Source organism: Variovorax sp. UC122_21, assembly GCF_044056785.1.
Lineage (GTDB): Bacteria > Pseudomonadota > Gammaproteobacteria > Burkholderiales > Burkholderiaceae_C > Variovorax.
Genome location: NZ_CP172003.1, coordinates 2,390,368 through 2,411,028, shown reverse-complemented (window position 1 = coordinate 2,411,028; position 20,661 = coordinate 2,390,368). Strand labels below are relative to the sequence as shown.

11 protein-coding genes and 2 pseudogenes are annotated in these 20,661 nt (G+C 70.6%); 6 read left to right on the top strand and 7 right to left on the bottom strand.

The features are described 5' to 3' along the window. Nucleotides 1-33 precede the first annotated feature (33 nt). The 3 genes from ACHMXE_RS11925 to ACHMXE_RS11915 are packed head-to-tail and all read right to left on the bottom strand — an operon-like array spanning nt 34 to nt 2,854. Nucleotides 34-786, bottom strand: a complete 753-nt coding sequence (locus tag ACHMXE_RS11925) for an IclR family transcriptional regulator (protein ID WP_395346147.1) — start codon at nt 784-786, stop codon at nt 34-36. An 18-nt stretch (nt 787-804) separates the two neighbouring features. After that, nucleotides 805-2,304 carry a bifunctional 3-(3-hydroxy-phenyl)propionate/3-hydroxycinnamic acid hydroxylase gene (locus tag ACHMXE_RS11920; RefSeq protein ID WP_395346146.1) on the bottom strand — a complete coding sequence of 500 codons (1,500 nt, stop codon included), beginning with the start codon at nt 2,302-2,304 and terminating at the stop codon, nt 805-807. Continuing rightward, a complete protein-coding gene (locus ACHMXE_RS11915) occupies nt 2,297-2,854 on the bottom strand; it encodes a VOC family protein (RefSeq protein WP_395346144.1) in 558 nt (185 codons plus the stop codon). Before ACHMXE_RS11915 ends, ACHMXE_RS11920 begins: the two co-directional genes overlap by 8 nt. Nucleotides 2,855-3,002: 148 nt before the next feature. On the opposite strand from ACHMXE_RS11915, the gene ACHMXE_RS11910 reads away from it, so the two are divergent. Further along, nucleotides 3,003-3,992, top strand: coding sequence for a Bug family tripartite tricarboxylate transporter substrate binding protein (locus ACHMXE_RS11910; protein WP_395346142.1), 990 nt, complete (start codon nt 3,003-3,005; stop codon nt 3,990-3,992). Between the two features lie 44 nt (nt 3,993-4,036). Here the strand turns inward: ACHMXE_RS11910 and ACHMXE_RS11905 are convergent, their stop codons facing one another. The 4 genes from ACHMXE_RS11905 to ACHMXE_RS11890 all read right to left on the bottom strand — a co-directional run bounded on the left by ACHMXE_RS11905 (nt 4,037) and on the right by ACHMXE_RS11890 (nt 7,784). Further along, entirely contained in the window at nt 4,037-5,662 is a 1,626-nt protein-coding gene (locus ACHMXE_RS11905; protein ID WP_395346141.1) for a patatin-like phospholipase family protein, read from the bottom strand. Nucleotides 5,663-5,899: 237 nt separating this feature from the next. Continuing rightward, nucleotides 5,900-6,136, bottom strand: a complete 237-nt coding sequence (locus ACHMXE_RS11900) for a hypothetical protein (protein ID WP_203207345.1) — start codon at nt 6,134-6,136, stop codon at nt 5,900-5,902. Between the two features lie 167 nt (nt 6,137-6,303). Further along, a complete protein-coding gene (locus ACHMXE_RS11895; protein WP_395346140.1) occupies nt 6,304-6,837 on the bottom strand; it encodes a LexA family protein in 534 nt (177 codons plus the stop codon). Between the two features lie 173 nt (nt 6,838-7,010). Then, nucleotides 7,011-7,784: a TIGR04325 family methyltransferase gene (locus ACHMXE_RS11890; protein WP_395346139.1), complete on the bottom strand. Its 774-nt coding sequence runs from the start codon at nt 7,782-7,784 to the stop codon at nt 7,011-7,013. A gap of 553 nt (nt 7,785-8,337) precedes the next feature. Here ACHMXE_RS11890 and ACHMXE_RS11885 point away from each other — a divergent pair. The 5 genes and pseudogenes from ACHMXE_RS11885 (at nt 8,338) to ACHMXE_RS11865 (ending at nt 20,613) form a co-directional block, all read left to right on the top strand. Then, complete coding sequence (locus ACHMXE_RS11885; RefSeq protein WP_395346138.1) at nt 8,338-13,506, top strand: amino acid adenylation domain-containing protein; 5,169 nt, start codon at nt 8,338-8,340, stop codon at nt 13,504-13,506. A gap of 92 nt (nt 13,507-13,598) precedes the next feature. Beyond that, nucleotides 13,599-13,700 (top strand): annotated as a pseudogene (locus ACHMXE_RS11880) (acyl carrier protein); the annotation flags it as partial. A 433-nt stretch (nt 13,701-14,133) separates the two neighbouring features. Further along, the gene (locus ACHMXE_RS11875) at nt 14,134-15,609 is read left to right on the top strand and encodes an aminotransferase class III-fold pyridoxal phosphate-dependent enzyme (RefSeq protein WP_395346137.1); all 1,476 of its coding nucleotides are present in this window, start codon (nt 14,134-14,136) and stop codon (nt 15,607-15,609) included. Next, nucleotides 15,606-19,097 (top strand): annotated as a pseudogene (locus ACHMXE_RS11870) (amino acid adenylation domain-containing protein); the annotation flags it as partial. The gene ACHMXE_RS11875 and the pseudogene ACHMXE_RS11870, both read left to right, overlap by 4 nt. A 73-nt stretch (nt 19,098-19,170) precedes the next feature. Beyond that, complete coding sequence (locus tag ACHMXE_RS11865; protein ID WP_395346136.1) at nt 19,171-20,613, top strand: condensation domain-containing protein; 1,443 nt, start codon at nt 19,171-19,173, stop codon at nt 20,611-20,613. Nucleotides 20,614-20,661 lie beyond the last annotated feature (48 nt).

The window sequence follows — 20,661 nt, the reverse complement described above, 5'->3', positions numbered from 1 at the left end:
GTCTGTCCGTGAGGTGGAGTGGGTGAAGTGGAACTACGCCAGCCGACCTCCAATGCGCTGCGCGCCCTCGGTGATCAGGTGAACCATCTTGTCGAGGTCGACGATGGACAGGCGCGAGGTGTCGAAGACCAGCTGGATGGCGGCCCATGCGCCTCCGTCGGCCTTCGGGATCGGCGCGGCCACGGCCGCGAGCTGCGGTTCGAGTTCGCCGATCGACACGTAGTGGCCGGCCTTGCGGATCCCCGCGTAGAGACGGCGGAATTCGCTCCATTCGGCCGGCAGCCCGCTGCGCACGACCTCGTCGTGGCGGGCATCGAAGACCTTGCGCAGCTGCGGCGGCGCGAAGGTCGACAGCAGCACCTTGGGCGCGGCGCCCAGGAACAGCGGCCGGGGCCGGCCGCGCCCGTAGGCCAGCGTCGGCGGCGTGCCGCCCATCTCGCGATGGGTGTCGAGCACCTGCATGCCGAAGATGCCCGAGCTCACGCAGTCGAAGCCGGTGGCGGCCACCAGTTCGCGCATCACCGGGATGCCTTCGCGCAGCACCGGGTCGGCATTGCGGATGTAGTGGTCCAGCAGGATGATCCGCGGCCCGAGCGCGTAGTGCGAGTCCTCCACGCGCTGCAGCAGCCCGGCCTCGAGCAGCAGCCGCACGTAGCGGTAGCCCGTGGGCAGCGAGACCTCGAGCGCCGCGGAGATGTCGTCCGCCGTGCGCGTCAGGTGGGTGTCGTCGAACAGGTCGAGCACCCCCAGCATGCGCCCCAGGCTGGACATCGATTTTTCCGGCACGCCAATTCCTCCAGAGTGTCATGGCGCGACGGGGAGGTGTTGCGAGATGCGATCCAGATCGTGCCCCGTGCGCGCGACGCCGACGATATATCGGTCGGGGCGCAGTATCACCGCCCGCGCCTCGTGGGCTTCGAGCCAGTGGCGCAGCGGCGCGTCGGGCCGGTCGATGACGATGGCATCGGCGCGGCGCCAGCGTTCGGCCGTGGCGGGCGCGGCGGCCGCGAGCGCCTCGGGGCTGCCGATCACCGCGCTGCGCCGGCCCAGCAGCTCGTCGAGCAGGCGGCCGTCGTCCAGCCGCGGCTGGGGAAAGGGCCGGCCCGCGGGCGAGCCCGCACCGGCATCGAAGGCGCCCTGGCCCAGCAGTTGCGGCGGCAACTCGAAGATCTCGGGGCGCCCGGCGCGAAAGCGCGCATCGCGCTCGGCCGCGCGCGCGGGATCGGTGGTCTGGATGATGTCGCCGAGCCGCACCGCGAGCTCGATCAGCGCGCGCACATGCGGCGCGCGTTCCGACTCGTAGGTGTCGAGCAGTTCGGCGGGCGCGCCCCGCGCGAGCACGGCCTCGAGCTTCCAGGCGAGGTTGGCCGCGTCGCGGATGCCCGCGCACATGCCCTGCCCGAGGAACGGCGGCGTCTGGTGGCAGGCATCGCCGGCCAGCAGCAGCCGGCCCTGGCGCCAGCCCCGCGCCATGACGGAATGGAAGGTATAGATGGCGGCGCGCTCGAGCCGCGCCTGCGCGGGCTTGACCCAGGGCGCGACCAGGCGCCACAGCGTGTCGGGTTGCACCAGCGCTTCGCGGTCGTCGTCGGGCATCACCATGATCTCCCAGCGCCGCCGGTCGCCGACCACGTTGCAGTAGGTCATGGGCCGCGCCGGGTCGCAGTGCTGCACCGTGTGGGTGGGCAGGTCGACGGGTTGCCTCAGCCGCACGTCGAACACCAGCCAGGGCTGGCGCAGCCCGAGGTCGACCATCGCGCTGCCCATCCGCTGGCGCACGGGCGAGCGCGCGCCATCGCAGCCGACGACGTAGCGCGCGCGCAGCGTCGTGTTTTCTTGCCGGTGCAGGTCGCGCACGCTCAGCGTGGCGCCGTCGGCGTCCTGCGCGACGCCGGTCAGTTCGTGTTGCAGCCGCAGCTCGACGTTGCCAAAGCGCGCGAGGCCCTCGCGCAGCACGGCCTCGAGCTCGGGCTGGTGGAAGTAGTAGTTGTTGGCGCAGCCATGCGGGCCGAGCGCGGCGCTGCCGCCGCGGATCAGCATCGTCTCGCCTGCGCCGTTGACGAAGTGCATGCCCTGCTCGCCGGGGCGCGCGATGGCCAACACCCGCTCGCGCAGGCCCGCGCCCTGCAGGATGCGCAGCACCTCGCCGTCGAAATGGATCGCGCGCGGCAGCGGGAAGATGCCGGCCTCCTTCTCGAGCACCAGCACCGACAGTCCGGCCGCGCCCAGCAGGTTGGCGAGCGTGGCGCCGGTTGGCCCGAGGCCGACGATCGCGACGTCGTGCATCTCCATCGCTTCAGCCACGCTGGTCTTCCTGCATGCGGCGCGCCACCTCGGCCTGCCATTGGGCGCGGCTCATGAACTTGGGGAAGCGCTTCGCGATGGCTTCGGCCTGCGCGAGGATGGCTTCGTCGGGCTGCGACAGGTCGATGGGCTCGCGCAGCGGTTGGTCGCAGTACCAGGGCGTGTCCATGAACAGCTCGAGCCGGTTGCCCTCGGGATCGCGGCAGTAGAGCGAGATGGCGTTGCCGTGCGTGACCGGATGCATCTCGCTCGCGCCCTCGGCCAGCAGCCGCTCGTGGAAGCGGCGCAGCGCGCCGAGCTCGGGCACGCGGAACGAGATCTGGTTGACCACGTTAAAGCCCGGGTCCGCCGGCCGGCCGCTGGCCAGCACGAGTTGGTGGTGCTCTCGCGGATCGCGGCTCAGGAACACCAGCTGCACCGGGCCCAGGTCGCCCGCGTCGGTCTGCGTGAAGCGCAGCGCCTGCTTGTAGAAGCGCGCCATGCGCGGCAGGTCGCTCACATAGAGGCCGATGTGGCTGAACTGCAGGTCCGAGGGGCGGAAATCCGTCATCTCAATGTCTCCAAACGATAAATCGCACGGAGCTTTTCCGTTTCGATGACGAAATACTATAGTTATTCTCTTATTTTGACAATAACTACGTTTTCCATATCATCGCGACCGGTGCAGACCGCACCCAAGATCGAATGGAGACAAACCGATGAACGTTTCGAAGACGCGGGGCCGCCGCTGGCTGGCCCCTGGATGCATCGCCGTCATGGGCATGCTCGCGGGCACGGCCTGGGCCCAGGCCGACTACCCGAGCAAGGCCGTGCGAATCATTGCCCCCTTCCCCACCGGCAGCGGGCCCGACGCGAACGCGCGCGAGATCGCGGCCGAGCTCACGAAGATCCTCGGCCAGAGCTTCTATGTGGAGAACCGCCCCGGGGCCTCGAACATCATCGGCACCGAGGTCGCCGCCAAGGCGCCGGCCGATGGCTACTCGCTCTACATCGGCACCACCAGTTCGCTGTCGGTGGTGCCGCATCTCTATGCGAAGCTGCCCTTCGATGCCGAGAGGGACTTCGCGCCCGTGAGCCTGCTCGGCGTGCTCAACACCGGCCTGATCGCCACGCCCGGCGTGGAGGCACGCGACGCGCGCGCCCTCATCGCCGCGCTCAAGGCCCGGCCCGATTCGGTGGCGGTCGCGACCGCGGGCATCGGCAGCTATTCGCACCTGTCGGCCCTGTGGTTCAACAGCGCTGCGGGCGTGAAGACCAACCTCGTGCCCTACAACAGCAGCAGCCCCTACGTCGACCTGATCGCGGGCCAGGTGCAGCTGATGTTCGACGGCCTGCCGGCCGCCGCGGGCAACATCCACACCGGCAAGCTCAGGCTGCTGGCCATCACCGGCAAGGAGCGCGCGCCGAGCTTCCCCGACGTGCCCACCTTCGCCGAGGCCGGCCTACCCGACTACGCGCCGATCGCCTGGCAAGGGCTGCTCGCGCCCGCGGGCACGCCCAAGCCCGTGCTCGAGAAGCTCAGCGCCGCGATGCGCAAGGCCTGCCAGTCGAGCGAGCTGGCGCGCAAGTGGCGCGACTACGGCGGCGAGCTGCGCTGCAACACGCCCGCGGAGTTCAAGGCCTTCATCGACGCCGACCGCGCGATGTGGGGCAAGGTGATCCGCGAGGCGCGGGTGAAGCTCGATTGAGCGGCGGACGGCGCGGCGCGGGTGCGCCGTACCGTCGATTCAGCCTATTTCCCGGTCGTGCGGGGAACGAAAGCGAACGAGCGCTTTTCGTAGTCGCGGTAGTCGAGGGACATGCCGTAGGCGGCCGTCACGCCGTCTTCCTTGGTGCCGACGCCGATGACCGTCGGCACGTACGAGTTCGGATTCACCGAGGGCGCGGCGCTGGGCACGAGCCTGCTCTGGATGTAGTAGTAGCCGAGCTCCTTGGTGGGAACCAGGCTCCAGAGCTGATGGTCCCGCAGGCCGGCCTGAAGCGGTTGGACCGTGATCCGGGGGTCCTCGCCCGTCGTGTCGCCGGTGAGCGTCAGGTAGAGGTTCGGGCCGATCTCGGACTTCAGGTACCACCAGCCCGCTTCACCGGATTTCTCGAACTTCCAGAGCTGGTTCTCCGCGTCAGGGCTCGACTTGGACTTCTTCTCCCACAGGATCACGCGGGCGCCGGCCTCGTGCGAAGCGTCCATGATGTCGAGGACTTCGGGCATCGGGCCGTTGCGACGGATGAAGAACTGCGTCTCGAGCGGCACGATTTTCTCGCTGGCGGAAGGCGTGGCCGCCGGCGCGGCGCCGGCAGCGGCTTCATTGGAGAAACGCACGGGCACGTCCTGCGTCGCATTGCTCCAGTAATTCTTGATCAGGTCGATGGCTTCGGAGATATCCAGCGAATTGGCACTGTCCTGCAGAAGTTCTATGGCCTGCGGATTGGTGGAATTCTCGGGAATGAAGCAGGGCAGCGTCGGATTGAGATTCACATAACGATCCCCCAGAAGCATCTTGGCGATCTGCGGCATGAGTTCCGACGAGGTCCCGTTCAGGCTCAGGTCCAGCACGGGAGAAGACCCTTGTTGATTCATGAGAAACGGCGTGATGTTGTCGAAGGGGTTGTTGTCCCCTTTCATCCATTGTTCCGCGCCCCAATCATGGGTGTCGCTTTGCAGCCAATAGGGCATGTAGCCGGTGCCGATCGTGATGGCCGCGATCTGATCGAGTCTCCATCCATTGCGAACGGCCAGCGCGATGGCCGCAACCGTGGGGTCGTGATTGAAGAACGCGCCGTCGACGTTTCCTTCCATCGACCCGAGCTGGCCGGGCATCGCGCCGCTGGAGGTGGCCGCGACGGCAATGAGCGTATGGCCGTTGCCGTCGAGTCCGTCCTGCTTGTCCTGGGCGGTTCCGAGCATGTTCGTGAACATCATCGGCTTCCAGGGCGTGGGCATCATCCTTTCCATGCTGCCGATGTTCTCGGGTTCCGGCTCCACGGATCCGACGTTGAACGAAACGAGCAGGACGTCCTTGCCCGCTTGCGAAATCGTGTTCTTCCCGTGGAGTTTTTCCTGGCTGGCCAATACGTCGTCGATCGGATACGCGGGCGTATCGGGATGCGTATTCATCTTGTTATAAAAACCCAATTCGCTGCCCTTGAACAGCTCGATCAAATTGGCCGGATCCGGAGTGGCCAACAGTTCGCTCGAGATGATCGATCCGGTGGAACAGCCGGCGTACATCCGGGTCTGATTGAGAACTTCTGCATCAGCGTCGTAAAGACGCTGGAGGATGGTGGCGGAAAGCAAACCGCGAATGCCGCCGCCCACGAATGACAGGATCGTGTAATAGCCGGTCTTTTCTGAAGCCATGGAGTTTCCTTTCGATGAGAGATTCCCAACTTTGGGAATCGCAGTTTCGATTGGTGGCAACTCGCTGGCACCTTACTTTTTCTTGCAATGACAAATAGCTATTTAATTAACTATTTGGTGTTGCAACGGAATTCGGTGGGATGCATTGGGCGATTCCTGGCCCGGGCCAAGGCGAATCCGCAGGACGCCAACCACGGCTCGCCGGCCGCGGGCTCCACGCCGCAACGCATCGGCGCGTCACGAATCGAGATGACGCTCGCGGCTCCACTGCTCGACGAAGGTCCTCGCATCCTGCTTCAACGCACCCACGACATCGGGGGCGTCGGTGCCCGCCACCACGAGGCGTCGCCGGACGACGCCGCCCAGATTCAGATCGGCATGGCCCGATGCGAAGGCCGCGCCTTGGGTGGTCGTGACACGAATCTTCACGTGCCACCCCTGGTAGCAGAAGTCGAGTTCGGTATCAGGAGTCATGGCAGGCGAGGCGACGTTCGCCCAGCGGGAAATAGCTCGAGATGAAACTGATAGCAAATATATCAATGAGTAGCAATTCTATCTATCCCGATCGACCCTGATACCCGACGCGCTGCGCCGGTGCGCATCTCAACGGAAGCGCTTGCTGAATTCGCGCACCACCCCGATCACGCGCGCCACGCCGAGCGGCTTGATGGGGTAGCGCGGGTTGAGGGGCCGCAGGTAGACTCGCCCCCGTCCCTGACCAGCTGCTTGAAGGTGGTCTGCGCGTGCTCGTTGAGCGCGATGACGTAGTCGCCGGGCAGCACCTCGAGGTCGGGCTCCACGATGATGATCGAGCCCTCGGGAAAGGAGTCGCCCATCTCGCTGGCCATGCTGTCGCCGTGCACGCGCAGCGCGTAGGTGTGGCGCTTGACCGGGACCGTCACGGGGACGGTCTCGAAACTGCCGCGTGGCTTGAAGTTGTCGATGACCGTGTAGTTGCCGGCCTCGACCTCGGACACCAGCGGCACCTCAGCGCGCATGACCGTGCCCTGGCTGATGTTCGGCCCGCCCGAGAGCAGTTCGCCGACGGAGATGCCGAGCAGTTCGGCAACGCGCGGCTGGTTGGCGCGCTTGGGCGCGGTGCCTCCGGCTTTTTCCCATTGCTGGACTGCACCCCGACTCACACCGACGGCGTCAGCAAACTGCTGCTCGCTCATCCCGAGCCGTCGGCGCCCTTCGCGAATCAGTCTATGAATGCTCATAGTCTAGAGGCTAGGTCCTCCGATGGATGGAAAATAAATCATAGCTAGACGTTCTTGCTAGCTTCACTCTCCCATCCATGGGAACGAACCTCCGGCGGCGCACGCGCGCCGGACACGCGGCTGCCGGCTCAGCCGGCCAGATCGAAGCAGCAGCCCCCGTAGTAGGCCTTGTCGCCGCCGTCCACGAACGGCACCTCGATCGGCTTGCCTTCGTTGCGCCAGCCGTCGCGGCGACGGTAGCCGGCCTGCTTGAGTTGCGCCATCAGCTCGTCGTGGTGCTCGATGCGGTAGGGGCAGACCGCGAAGCCGATGCTGTTGAGCGTGTAGAGGGTGCGATCGGGATGCAGCGCCGTGGTGTTCAGCACGATGCGCCGGGGCTTCACCGCGAGCGCGGCGAGGATCTCCGACAGCCGTTGCGGCAGGTACTGCAGGCTGCCCGAGGCATACAGCACGTCGCAGCCGCTGGCCTCGGCCGGCGCCGTCGTGAAGCCGAGCTGGGCCGCCGCGTCGCGCTGCAGCGCCAGCGCCTCGCCGGCGCGCACCACGCCGGGCACGTCGCACACGGTCCAGCGCAGGCCATCGGGATAGGGCAGCACGCGGCGGAACGCGTAGTACTTGATTCCCACGTGCCCCCCGAGGTCGAAGATGCGCGTCATGCCTTCCTCGAGCGAGCGCCCGAGCCAGAACAGCGCCGGGTAGTCGTAGAAGTAGACCTGGTGGCTGTAGAGCTGCGTGGCCGCCTGCGCGTTGTCGTAGCCCACCGCCTTGGAGGGCGGCGCGCCGGCTTCGGCCGCGGCGAAGCTCCCGAACGAGCCCATGAAGAGGTTGTCGTCCTCGTTGTCGAGGAACTTGCGCCGGTAGGCGTTCGCGCCGGGCAGCCGCGCCAGCAGGTTCGAGAGCATTGCAGGCCCCTTTCCAAGGAATTTATTTTTTCGCGCCGGGGCCGATGCTGCTTGCGATTCGCGGAAATTACAAATCCCCCACCGATTTTTCGATTTCGCTTACGAAGCGGATGAATTATTAACGTCCGCGCCGCCGATCGAGCAATTGAAATCGCCTCGAACCGAATTGAAGGCCCGATCCGCCCTCCTGCCGCGAGCCATGGAAGCCGCTATTCCAGACCGCTCGCACCCGCCGCAGCGCTGCGAAAAAACACGCATTCCCCCAGGGAAAGCTCCTCCGGGACGGGCCCGACCTACCCATCGCGAGAGCCTTTGCGGCGCTTTTCCGGTTCAAAAGCCAAATGGCTACCTCGTTTAATCAATATTTGGTAGTTCCCATCTGAAATAAATAAGTCCAAACGTAATTGGCCTCTGAAATAGGGCCCACGCCCAACTTCAAACCTCCTACTATTTCGACACAAATTCATAACAAACAAATGCTTGCGTCGTCGAATCAATAGCCGTTCGAAGCTGTTTTTTCGCTGTCTTCTGCAATTTCGAATCGGACGGTGATATGGACATTCAGACGATGTTTCCGGAATTCCCGGAAAGCCGCAGCCTCGCATGGGAGGACCTGTTCGCGGCGCGCACCGAGCTCGGTGCCGGCCCGAGGCTGGCGGCCAGCCTGCCCTTGCCGATCGACACGGCGCGCCAACCTGGCACCCTCCACCGGTTCTCCGACGCGCCATGGGCCGCGGCCTGGGTACTGCTGCAATCGCGCTGGCTGGGCCGGGCCGAGCCGGTGCTCCATGAAGCCGCGAGCACCGGCGATGCATTCGCCTCGTCCTTCGCCTGGGATGCGGCACCGACCGCCGCCGAATGGATCGCCGCCATCGACCGCCGGCGCGGCGAGGCCAGCGCGACGCCGCTGCCCACCGAACCGCCCGCCGTGCTGTGGCTGCGCGACGCCGTCGACGCCGTCGACGCCATCGACGCCGCCGCGGCGCCCGCGCCGATCCGGCTGCGCTTCGGCGCCGAGCCGCCCTGCCTGCACGCCGACGCGGCCGCCGGCTGGCTCGATGCCCTGTCGCTGCAGCAACTGCTCGCGGCAGTGGCCGATACCGCGGCCGACCTCCTGTCGCGCCCCGACGCGCCGATCGACGACATCCGCAACCTGCCCCAGGCCGACCGCGAACGGCAGCTCGCCCAGTGGAACCGCCCCGTGGCGCCGCTGGACCGCGCGCTGACCGTGACGGGCCGCTTCCGCGCCCAGGCCGCCGCCGTGCCCGACGCCATCGCGCTGGTCCAGGGCCGGACCCGCCTGAGCTACCGCGAGCTCGACCGCCGCTCCGACGTGCTCGCGCAGTGCCTGCAGCAGCGCGGCGTGCAGGCGGGCGACACGGTCGCCCTCGTGCTCGAGCGCTCGATCGACGCGGTGGTCGCGCTCCTCGCGATCCTCAAGGCCGGCGCGGCCTACCTGCCGATCCCGACCGAGCAGCCGCGCGAGCGCATCGCCGCGATGCTGGCGCAGGCCGGTGCGCGGCTGGCGGTCGCGGCCGAGGCCTTCGATGCGCTGCTGCCCCCGTCGACCCCGCTGCTGCGCGTCGACGCACGCCCCGATGACGGCCGGCCCGGCAGCGGGCGCGCGCCGGCGATCGACGGCGAATCGCTGGCCTACCTCATGTACACCTCGGGCTCCACCGGCACGCCCAAGGGCATCGCGATCTGCCATCGCGCGATCCTGCGCCTGGTCGTCGGCTCGGACTTCGCCGCCTTCGGCCATGGCCTGGCCATGCTGCATGCCGCGCCGCTGGGCTTCGACGCGGCCACGCTCGAGATCTGGGGGCCGCTGCTCAACGGCGGCTGCTGCGTGGTCCACGACGAACGGCTGCCCACCGGCGCGGGGCTCGCGCGCACCATCGCCCGGCACGACGTGCACACGGCCTGGCTCACGGCCGCGCTCTTCAATGCGGTGGTCGACGACGATCCCGCCCACCTCGCGGGACTGCGCCACCTGATCACCGGCGGCGAGGCGCTGTCGCTGCCGCACGTGCGGCGCGCACTCGCCGCGCTGCCGGCGCTGGTGCTCAGCAACGGCTACGGCCCGACCGAGTGCACCACCTTCGCGGCGACCCACCGCATTCCCGCCGTGCTGCCCGACACGCTGCGCTCGGTGCCGCTCGGTCGCCCGATCCAGGACACGGTGCTGCGCGTGCTGAGCCCTTCGCTCGCGCTGTTGCCGGCGGGCCTGGTGGGCGAGCTCTGCATCGGCGGCCATGGCCTGGCGCGCGGCTACCTGGGCCAGCCCGCGTTGAGCGCGCAGCGTTTCGTCGCCGATCCCTTCGGCGCGGCCGGCGATCGCCTCTACCGCAGCGGCGACCTGGCGCGCTGGCTGCCGGACGGCACGATCGAGTTCGTCGGCCGCCGCGACGGGCAGGTCAAGATCCATGGCCACCGGGTCGAGCTCGGCGAGATCGAGACCGCCCTGCTCTCGCATCCTGCGATCCAGTCGTGCGCGGTGGTCGCGCGCCCCGATGCGGGCGGCGCGCTGCGCCTGGTGGCTTACCTGGTCGCGCGTGCGCAGCCGCTGCCCTGGGAGGCGCTGCGCGCCCACCTCGCGGCCCGGCTGCCCGCCGCGCTGCTGCCTTCGGCGCAGCTGTGGCTGCCCCGGCTGCCCGTCACGCCCAACGGCAAGCTCGACCGCCAGGCCCTGCCCGAGCCGGCCGGTGAGCGGCCCGCGCTCGCGCAGGCCTACGAGGTGCCGCGCGATGCCGCCGAGCAGGCGGTGTGCGAGGCCTTCGCGCAGGTGCTGCAGCTCGCCGAGGTCGGCCGGCACGACAACTTCTTCGACCTCGGCGGCGACTCGATGCGCGTGCTGCAGGTGCTGGCCGTGCTCCAGCGCGACCAGCGCGACCACAGCGCGCCGCTGTCGACCAACCTGTTCTTCAGCCATCCCACGCCCGCCGCGATCGCGGCCCGGCTGCGTCCGCGCGGCAAGGCCAAGCCCCGCGCCGCCATCGAGGCGCCGCGCGAACGCGCCGTGGCCGCCAGCGCCGACGCCGACGTCGACGCCATCGCCCTCGTCGGCACCGCCGGCCGCTTTCCGGGCGCGGCCGATGTCGAGCAGTTCTGGGACAACCTCCTGGCCGGCCGCGACAGCATCAGCTTCTTCGACGACGCCACGCTCGACGCCGGCGTGAGCGAGGCGCTGCGCCGCGACCCGGCCTACGTGCGGGCGCGCGGCGTGATCGACGGCATCGAGGACTTCGACGCGGCCTTCTTCGGCATCGCGCCGAAGGAAGCCGCGCTGATGGACCCGCAGCAACGCGTGTTCCTCGAGATCTGCTGGGAATGCCTGGAGCGCGCGGGCTACGTGCCCGATGCCGCGCCGGGCCCGGTCGGCGTGTATGCCGGCATGTACAACGCCAGCTACGCGCAGCGCCACCTGAGCACGCGGCCCGACCTGGTCGAGGCGGTCGGCGAGTTCCAGACGATGCTGGCCAACGAGAAGGACTACATCGCCACCCGCGTCGCGCACCGGCTCAACCTCACCGGGCCGGCGGTCAGCGTGCACACCGCCTGCTCGACCTCGCTGGTCGCGGTGGCCCAGGCCTTCCATGCGCTGCGCAGCGGCCAGTGCTACATGGCGCTGGCCGGCGGCGCCGCGGTCACCTGCCCGCCGCGCAGCGGCTACCTCTACAACGAGGGCGCGATGCTCTCGCCCGATGGCCGCACGCGCAGCTTCGACGCCAAGGCGCAGGGCACGGTCTTCAGCGACGGCGCGGCCGTGGTGCTGCTCAAGCGGCTGGCCGACGCGCAGGCCGACGGCGACACCATCCACGCCGTGTTGCGCAGCGCCTGCGTCAACAACGACGGCGGCGCCAAGGCCAGCTTCACCGCGCCCAGCGTCGACGGGCAGGCCGCGGTCATCCGCGCGGCGCTGGCCGCGGCCCGGGTCGACGCACGCAGCATCTCCTTCGTCGAGGCGCATGGCACCGCCACGCCGATGGGCGACCCGATCGAGGTCGAGGCGCTGGCCAGTGCCTTCGCCGAGCACACCGATGCACTGGACTTCTGCACGCTGGGCTCGCTCAAGAGCAACGTCGGCCACATGGTCACGGCCGCCGGCGCGGCCGGACTGATCAAGACGGCGCTGGCGCTGCAGCACGAATGCATTCCGCCGACCGCGCATTTCACCGAGCCGCATCCCGCGATCGGCTTCGAACGCACGCCCTTTCGCGTCAACCCGCAGCCGAAGCCCTGGCCACGCGGCGCGCAGCCGCGCCGCGCCGGCGTGAGCTCGTTCGGCGTCGGCGGCACCAATGCCCACGTCATCGTGGAGGAGGCGCCCGCGCGCGCGCCCTCGGCACCCGACGAGGGCATGCACGTGCTGCCGCTGGCCGCGCGTTCCGAGGCCGCGCTGGCGCTGGCGACCGAGCGGCTCGCGGCCCACCTCGAGACCCATCCGGAGGATTCGCTGGCCGACGTGGCCCACACGCTCGCGGTCGGCCGCAAGGCGCACGCCTTCCGCCGCGTGGTGGTGGCGGCCCGCGCGCACGACGCGGTGGCCGCGCTGCGCGACCCCGGTTCGCCATGGCGCGCGAGCGGCAGCGTGGGCGCGCGGGTGCCGCAACTGGTGCTGATGTTCCCGGGCCAGGGCGCCCAGTACGCCGGCATGGGCCGGGCGCTGCACGCGGGCGACCCGGTGTTCGCGGCCGCCTTCGACGACGCCCTCGCGGCCTTCGCGGGCGAACTGGACTTCGACCTGCGCGAGCGCATGTTCTCGAGCGATCCGCAGGCCCTGCTGCCGACCTCCGTCGCGCAGCCGGCCCTGTTCACGCTCGAGTACGCGCTGGCGCGCCGCCTGCTCTCGCTCGGCGCCCGGCCGGAGCTGCTGATCGGCCACAGCGTCGGCGAGTTCGTGGCGGCCGTGCTGGCCGGCGTGATGCGGCTCGAGGATGCGGCCCGCCTGGTCGCGCGTCGCGGCGCGCTGATGCAGGCGCAGCCGGCGGGCGCGATGCTGTCGGTGCGCCTCGGCGCGGCCGAGCTGCTCGCGCGGCTCGATCCCTCGCTCTCGCTCGCGGCGGACAACGGCCCCACGGCCTGCGTCGCGGCGGGGCCGTCGGAGGCCATCGCCGCCCTGCAGGCCTCGCTGCAGCAGGAAGACATCGCGAGCCGCGCGCTGCAGACCTCGCACGCCTTCCATTCCTCGATGATGGACGAGGTGGTCGCGCCCTTCGAGGCGCTGGTGCGGCAGGTGGTGCTGCGCGCGCCGCAAATTCCCATCGTCTCGACGCTCACGGGCCAGCCGCTCGGCGAGGTGGAGGCCACCAGCGCCGCCTACTGGGCCCAGCACGTGCGCGGCACGGTGCGTTTCTCGCCCGCGCTGCGCGACACCCTCGCGCGGCTGTCGCAGCCGCTGTTCGTCGAGACCGGGCCGCGCAACACGCTGGCCACGCTCGCGCGCCAGCACGCGGGCACCGCGGTGTCCCTGCTGCACGGCGATCCGGCCGACGAGGTGGCGCTGCTGCGGCTGGCCTGCGCGCGGCTGTGGACCCGCGGCGCCGAGATCGAGCTCGCGCGCCTGTCGAACCGCACAGACGCGCGGCGCGTGCGCTTGCCGACCACGCCATTCGAGCGCCAGCGCTGCTGGGTCGACATCGCGCCCCCTCTTCCGCCCTCGCCACGGCAGCCGCGCCGGCTGCCGCCCCTCGTCCCCCGATCGCCCTGGAGTCCACCGTGACCGTTGCAACGCCTTCGCCTCTTCCTCCCGCGTCCGCTTCCACCCTCGACGCCCGCCTGCGCGCGCTGTTCGAGGACATCTGCGGCCTCGACATGGCGCAGGCCGACGGGCATGCGCCGTTCGCCGAACTGGGGCTCGACTCCTTGACGCTGACGCAGGCCGCGACGCAGATCAGGAAGCACTTCAAGGTCGAACTGAGCTTCCGGCAGCTGATGGAGAACCACCGCAGCTTCGATGCGCTGGGCGCCTTCCTGCGCCAGAGCCTGCCGGACGAAGCGCCGGCGGCGCCCGCAGCGCCGCTCGCCGTCACGGTGCCTGTGATGCCCGCGATGGCGGTGCCGCGGTTCGATGAGAACGCGGGCGCATTCCAGCTGCCCCAACTGATTGCGCAGCAGATGGACATCATGCGCCAGCAGCTCGCGCTGCTGTCGGGCGCCGCCTCGGTCGCGCCCGCTGCCGCCGTCGTCCCGCAGCCCGCCGCCGAACCGGCACCGGCTCCGGCCGCAACCGCGCCGCAGCGCTACGACGTGGCCAAGGCCTTCGGCGCCATCGCGCGCATCCACACGCAGCGCACGGCCGAACCCAGCGCGCGCCAGAAGGCGCGGCTCGCGGCCTTCGTGCGCCGCTATGTCGAGCGCACGCGCCGCAGCAAGCAGTTCACCGTGGACAACCGGCCCCACATGGCCGATCCGCGCGTGGTCAAACGGCTTCCGGCCGCTGACCAAGGAGATCGCCTACCAGATCGTGGTCGAGCGCTCCAAGGGCTCGAAGCTCTGGGACATCGACGGCAACGAGTACGTCGATGCGCTCAACGGCTTCGGCATGAACATGTTCGGCTGGCAGCCCGACTTCGTGCAGGAGGCGGTGCGCCGGCAGCTCGACGCCGGCTACGAGATCGGCCCGCAGCATCCGCTGGCGGCCGACGTCGCCGGCCTGGTCTGCGAGCTCACCGGCAGCGACCGCGCCGCCCTCTGCAACACCGGCTCCGAGGCGGTGATGGCGGCGCTGCGCATCGCACGCACCGTCACCGGCCGCAGCACGGTGGTGGTGTTCACCGGCTCCTACCACGGCACCTTCGACGAGGTGCTGGTGCGCGCGGGCCGCAATGCCAAGGGCCTGTCCGCCGCGCCCGGCGTGATGAGCGGCATGTTCGGCGACATCCGCGTGCTCGACTACGGCACGCCCGAGGCGCTGGCCTTCATCCGCGAGCATGCCGACGAGCTGGCGGCCGTGCTGGTCGAGCCGGTGCAGAGCCGGCGGCCCGACTTCCAGCCGCGCGAGTTCCTGCACGCGCTGCGCGCCATCACCGAGCAGCACGGCTGCTGCCTGGTCTTCGACGAGGTCATCACCGGCTTTCGCGTCGCGCTCGGCGGCGCGCAGGCGCTGTTCGGCGTGCGCGCCGACCTCGCCACCTACGGCAAGGTCATCGGCGGCGGCTTTCCGATCGGCGTGGTCGCGGGCCGGCGCGCCTACATGGACGCGCTCGACGGCGGCGCCTGGCAGTACGGCGACGACTCCATCCCGGGCGTCGGCGTCACCTACTTCGCCGGCACCTTCGTGCGCCATCCGCTCGCGCTGGCCGCGGCCAAGGCCGCGCTCACGCACCTGAAGGAGGCCGGCGCGGCGCTGCAGGAGGGCCTGAACCAGCGCACCGGCGCCATGGCCGACGAACTGAGCGCCTGGTGCCTGGAGGTCGGCGCGCCGATCGCGATCGGGCGCTGCGGATCGCTGTGGCGCGTCAACTGGCTCGAGGAGCATCCGCTGCAGGACCTGCTGTTCGCCATGATGCGCAGCCGCGGCATCCACATCCTCGACAACTTTCCCTGCTTCCTGACCAGCGCGCACGGCGCGCAGGATATCGCGGCCATCCAGGCGGCGTTCAAGGCCTCGGTGGCCGAGCTGCAGGAGTCGGACTTCCTGCCGCGCCGCGCGCCCAGCCCCCTGAGCTTCGAGGTGCGCAAGGACGCGCGGGACGGCTCGGTGCTCGCCCGCGACGTCGACGGCCAGCCCTTCTGGTATGTGCCGGCCGCCGACGGCGGCGCGCTGCCCGCGCTGGCCGACCCGGCCCCGGCCGGTGGCGCGAACGCGAAGGCGGTCGCATGAACGCCGTGCTTCGCCCCACCCCCGACGCCATCGACACCGCGCCGGTCCTCGGCAGCGTCGAATGCGTGATCCCCACCACCGAATCGCAGCGCGAGGTCTGGCTCGGCGCCATGCTGAGCGCCGAGGCCTCGCTGGCCTACAACGAATCGGTGCTGCTGCGACTGCGCGGCACGCTCGATGCGCAGGCCCTGTCGCGCGCATTGGCGCGGCTGGTGCAGCGCCACCAGTCGCTGCGCGCGACCCTCTCGCCCGACGGCCGCAGCATGCGGGTCGGCGGCGGCGAGCTGCCGGCCCTCGAGCTGCGCGACCTGCGCACGCTCGATGCGGCGGGCCGCACGCAGGCGCTCGAGGCCGTGCACCACGCGGCGGTGTGCACCCCGTTCCCGCTCGAGCACGGTCCGCTGTTCCGTGCTGCGCTGTACCGGCTCGGAGACGCCGAGCATGAACTCGTGATGTCGGCGCACCACGTGGTGTGCGACGGCTGGTCGTGGGCCGTCATCGCCGAGCAGCTCGGCCATCTCTATGCCGACGAGATCGGCGAAGGCCTGCCGCTGCGCGCCGCGCCGAGCTACGCGGCCTTCGCGGCCGAGGAAGCCGCCGAGGCGGCCGGGCCCGCCATGCAGGCGCACGTCGACCATTGGCTCGCGCGTTTCGCCGGCACCCTGCCGGTGCTCGAGCTGCCGACCGACCGGCCGCGCCCGGCGGTGCGCGGCTTCGATTCGCAACGCATCGAGCGCCGGCTCGATCGCGCGCTGGTGAGCGCGATGCGCGCCGCGAGCGCGAAGTCCGGCACCAGCCTGTTCGCGGGGCTGCTGGGCGCGTTCGCCGCCACGCTGCACCGCCTGAGCGGACAGGACGACATCGTGATCGGCATTCCGGCCTCGGGCCAGCTCTCGCGCGACATGCCGGGGCTGGTCGGTCATTGCGTGAACCTGCTGCCGCTGCGCCTCGCGGTGCACGGGCAACAGCGCTTCGACGCGCTGATGGGCGAATGCGGCACGGCCGTGCTCGATGCCTTCGAGCACCAGTCGCTGACCTATGGCGCGCTGCTCGGCAAGCTCTCGCTCGAGCGCGACGCGAGCCGCCAGCCGCTGGTGAGCGTGATGTTCAACCTCGACCCCGACGTGGCCGGCAGTGCGCAGAACTTCACCGGCCTCGAGGTCACGCAGGACACGGTGCCGCGCCGCTACGAGAACTTCGAGCTGTTCCTCAACCTGCGCCCGGCCGAGGGCGGCCTGGTGGTCGAGGCCCAGTACAACACCGGCCTGTTCGACGAGGCCAGCGTGCGGCGCTGGCTCGACATGTTCGAGTGCCTGCTGCGCTCGGCCGTGCAGGCGCCGGACCAGACGGTCGGCCAGCTGGCGCTGCTCTCGCCCGAGGCGGCGCGCGAGCTGCTCGCGCTGCAGCCCGCGCCGAGCCCGCTGGCGGGCCTGCCGCTGGCGCATGCCGGCTTCGAGGCCAGCGCGCTGCTGCAGCCCGAGCGCCCCGCGATCCGCGACGGTTCGCGCCGCTGCAGCTACGCCCTGCTCGACGCGCAGTCGAACCGGCTCGCGCATGCGCTGCGCGAACGCGGCATGGGCCGCGGCCAGCGCGTGGGCCTGTGCCTGGAGCGCGGCATCGACATGGTCGTCGCACTGCTGGCGGTGCTGAAGTCGGGCGCGGCCTACGTGCCGCTCGACCCGGGCTTTCCGCAGGCGCGGCTCGACCACTACGCCGAGGATGCCCGGCTCGCCTTGCTGCTCACCACATCCGATATCGCTTGCGCGCCGCGCGGCTGGCGTGTCGATGCCGCCGAGCGCGTGTTCGAGCTCGACCGCGACACCGGCTGGCAGCGCGCGCCCGCGGGCGCCCTGCCGCCCGGTGGCGACGATGCCGGCCCCGAGGACGCGGCCTACGTCATCTACACCTCGGGCTCGACCGGCACGCCCAAGGGCGTGTGCGTGCCGCACCGCGCGGTGGCGAACCTGCTGCAGTCGATGCGCAAGGCACCGGGCCTCGGCGAAGGCGACCGGCTGGCCGCGGTCACCACCTTGTCCTTCGACATCGCGGTGGCCGAGCTGCTGCTGCCGCTGGCCGCGGGCGCCGAGATCGTGATGGTCCCGCGCGAGACCGCGATGGACGGCCGCCGCCTGCGCGCGCTGCTCGAGGAGGAGGACGTCACCGTGCTGCAGGCCACGCCCGGCATGTGGCAGCTGCTGCTCGACGCGCAATGGCCCGGCGCGCCCGGCTTGCGCGGCTGGATCGGCGGCGAGCCGGTGCGCGGTCGGCTCGCGCTCGAGCTGCTCGAGCGCTGCGCGCAGCTGTGGAACGTCTACGGCCCGACCGAGACCACCGTCTGGTCCACGGCCTGGAACATGCGACGCGACACCATCGCCGCGCACGGCGTGTCGATCGGGCAGCCGCTCGAGAACACCAGCGTCTGGATCCTCGATGCCGCGCTGCAGCCCTGCCCCGTCGGCGTGCCGGGCGAGATCTGCATCGGCGGCGACGGCCTCGCGCTCGGCTACCTCGAGCGGCCCGAGCTGACAGCGGAGCGCTTCGTCGGCGCGCGCATCCTCGGGCAGGCCACCGCCATCTACCGCACCGGCGACCGCGGCCGCTGGCGCAACGACGGCCTGCTCGAGCATCTGGGACGGCTGGACTTCCAGGTCAAGGTGCGCGGCTACCGCATCGAACCCGGCGAGATCGAGGCCCGCTGCAACGAGGCGCCGGGCGTCTCGCGCAGCGTGGTCGTGGCGCGCGAGGACCGGCCCGGCGACGTGCGGCTGGTGGCCTACCTGGCGCTGCAGCCGGGCGCCGCGGGCGCGGCCTTCGAACTCGGCGCGCTGATGAAGCAGCTGCGCGAGAAGCTGCCGGCCTTCATGCTGCCGCAGCACGTGGTGACGCTGCCCGTGCTGCCCACGCTGCCGAACGGCAAGCTCGACCGCGTCGCGCTGCCGCCGCCGGGCACGCTGCCGCGCGAGGTGACGCAGCGCGGCGCCGGCCCCGCCAACGAGATCGAGCGCAAGGTGCTCGCGGCGATGGAGCAGGTGCTGAGCCTGCCGGGCATGGACATGGGCGACGACTTCTTCACCCTGGGCGGCCATTCGCTGCTGGCCGCGCGGCTGGCCACGCTGCTGAGCCGCGAGTTCGATCTCGCGCTGCCGCTGCGCACCCTGTTCGAGGCGCCCACGGCCGAGCGGCTGGCCGCGGTCATCGCCGCCCTGCGCGGCGCGGGCGAAACGCGACAGACCGCGCTGCCCTGCCGCTTCGAGCGCGAGCTGGCGCCGATGACGCCGTCGCAGGAACGCATCCGCTTCATGGAGGAGCTGCACCCGGGCCGCTCGGTCTACAACGCGCCCTCGGCGCAGCGGCTGCTCGGCGCCTTCGACGCCGCGCGCTTCGAGGCCGTGCTGCGCGAGATCATCCGCCGCCAGCCCGCGCTGCGCACCTGCATGGGCGTGGATCCGGCCAGCGGCGCGCCGGTGCAGACGATCGCCCGCGCTGTCGACTTCTCGCTGCCCGTGATCGACCTGCGCGAGCTGCCGGCCGACCAGCGCGAGGCCGAACTCGCCCGAGCGCATGCAGGAGCTGGCCGACCGCCCGATCGACATCCATCGCGCGCCGATGCTGCACGCCGCGCTGTTCCGCATCGACGAGGAGGCGCATGTCTTCGTGTTCGTGCCGCACCACCTGGTCTGGGACGGCTGGTCCTTCGACCTGCTGCAGGCCGAGCTGGCCGCGCTCTACGACGCGGCCGAACGCGGCCGCCCGCACGCGCTGCCCGCGCTCGCGACCACCCACGGCGACTATGCCGAGTGGCTGGCCGGCTGGATGACCACGCCCGAGTTCGAGGCGCAGCGCGCACTGTGGCGCGAGCGCGCCGCCGCCGTGGCCGCGCCGCGCCTGCCGCGCACCGACATGCCGCGCCGTGCCGGCAGGAGCGGCCAGGGCGGCTCGCAATGGATCGCCATCGACCTGCCCGCCACCCAGCGGCTGCGCGAGACCGCGCGCGCGCTCGACGTGACGCTCAGCATGTTCAGCTTCGCGATCCATGCGCTCGCGATGAGCCGCACCCTCGGCAGCGACACCCTCGTGGTCGCCAACCCAGTGCGCGGCCGGCAGCAGCCCGAGACCGAGAACGTGATGGGCGTCTTCAACAACATGCTGCCGGTGTCGCTGCGCATCGACATGGACCTGACGCTGCCCGACTACCTGCGCTACGTGAAGCAGGAGCTGCTCGCGCTGATGGGTTGCCAGCAGGTGCCGTTCGAGCGCCTGGTGGCCGAGCCCGGTGGCCCGGCCCGCGCGGGCAGCGCCTACCAGACGATGTTCTCGTTCCAGGATGCGCGCGAACGCGGTTCACGCATCGGCAGCCTGCGCACGCAGCAGATGCACCTGCTGCAGCGCGGCGCCACCGACGACATCGGCGTGTGGCTGCTCGACACGCCGCACGGGCTCGAGGGCGCGCTGATCTACAACGCCGACATCTACCTGCGCGAGACTGGCGCCCAGCTGCGCGAGCGCTACCTCGAGCTGCTGCGCCGCGCGGCCGACCGCCCGCACGCGACGCTCGCGCAGCTGGCGTCCGAGGAAGGCTCGGCCAGCGCGGCCTACCTGCGCAAGCTCGCGGCCGAGCCGCGCGAAGCGCCGACGGTGCAGGACGCGACACCGGCGGCGCCGGCACTCGCCGACGTGCTGCCACCCGAGCATGCGCGGCTGGCGCAGATCTGGGCCGACGTGATCGGCATCGACGTCAACGAGATCCGCGCCAGCGACAACTTCTTCGACCTCGGCGGCGATTCGCTGCTGGTGCAGCGCTCGGTCGAGCGCGCCGCGCTGACCCTGGGCTGCCGCGTCGAGCCGCGCCGCTACCTGTTCGAGAGCCTGGCGCAGCTGGCGGCCTCGCCGCCGTCGGCGGGCATCGCGCCGGCCGGGGAGCCGAAGCGCGCGCCGGCGCCCGGCCGCACGCTCGGGCTGCTGGGACGCACCCTTGGTGGCTGGCTGCGCGGGGACCGGGCATGAGCGCCGCGCCGGGCCGCCCCAGGCAAGCTCGCACCGCAGTGCGAAGCA

Excerpts from the sequence above, each read along its gene's own strand:
- ACHMXE_RS11900 (WP_203207345.1), bottom strand. The coding sequence starts at position 6,136 with ATGACTCCTGATACCGAACTCGACTTCTGCTACCAGGGGTGGCACGTG.
- ACHMXE_RS11915 (WP_395346144.1), bottom strand. The coding sequence starts at position 2,854 with ATGACGGATTTCCGCCCCTCGGACCTGCAGTTCAGCCACATCGGCCTC.
- ACHMXE_RS11875 (WP_395346137.1), top strand. The coding sequence starts at position 14,134 with ATGTCGAGCGCACGCGCCGCAGCAAGCAGTTCACCGTGGACAACCGGC.
- ACHMXE_RS11890 (WP_395346139.1), bottom strand. The coding sequence starts at position 7,784 with ATGCTCTCGAACCTGCTGGCGCGGCTGCCCGGCGCGAACGCCTACCGG.
- ACHMXE_RS11885 (WP_395346138.1), top strand. The coding sequence starts at position 8,338 with ATGGACATTCAGACGATGTTTCCGGAATTCCCGGAAAGCCGCAGCCTC.
- ACHMXE_RS11910 (WP_395346142.1), top strand. The coding sequence starts at position 3,003 with ATGAACGTTTCGAAGACGCGGGGCCGCCGCTGGCTGGCCCCTGGATGC.
- ACHMXE_RS11895 (WP_395346140.1), bottom strand. The coding sequence starts at position 6,837 with ATGAGCGAGCAGCAGTTTGCTGACGCCGTCGGTGTGAGTCGGGGTGCA.
- ACHMXE_RS11905 (WP_395346141.1), bottom strand. The coding sequence starts at position 5,662 with ATGGCTTCAGAAAAGACCGGCTATTACACGATCCTGTCATTCGTGGGC.
- ACHMXE_RS11865 (WP_395346136.1), top strand. The coding sequence starts at position 19,171 with ATGCAGGAGCTGGCCGACCGCCCGATCGACATCCATCGCGCGCCGATG.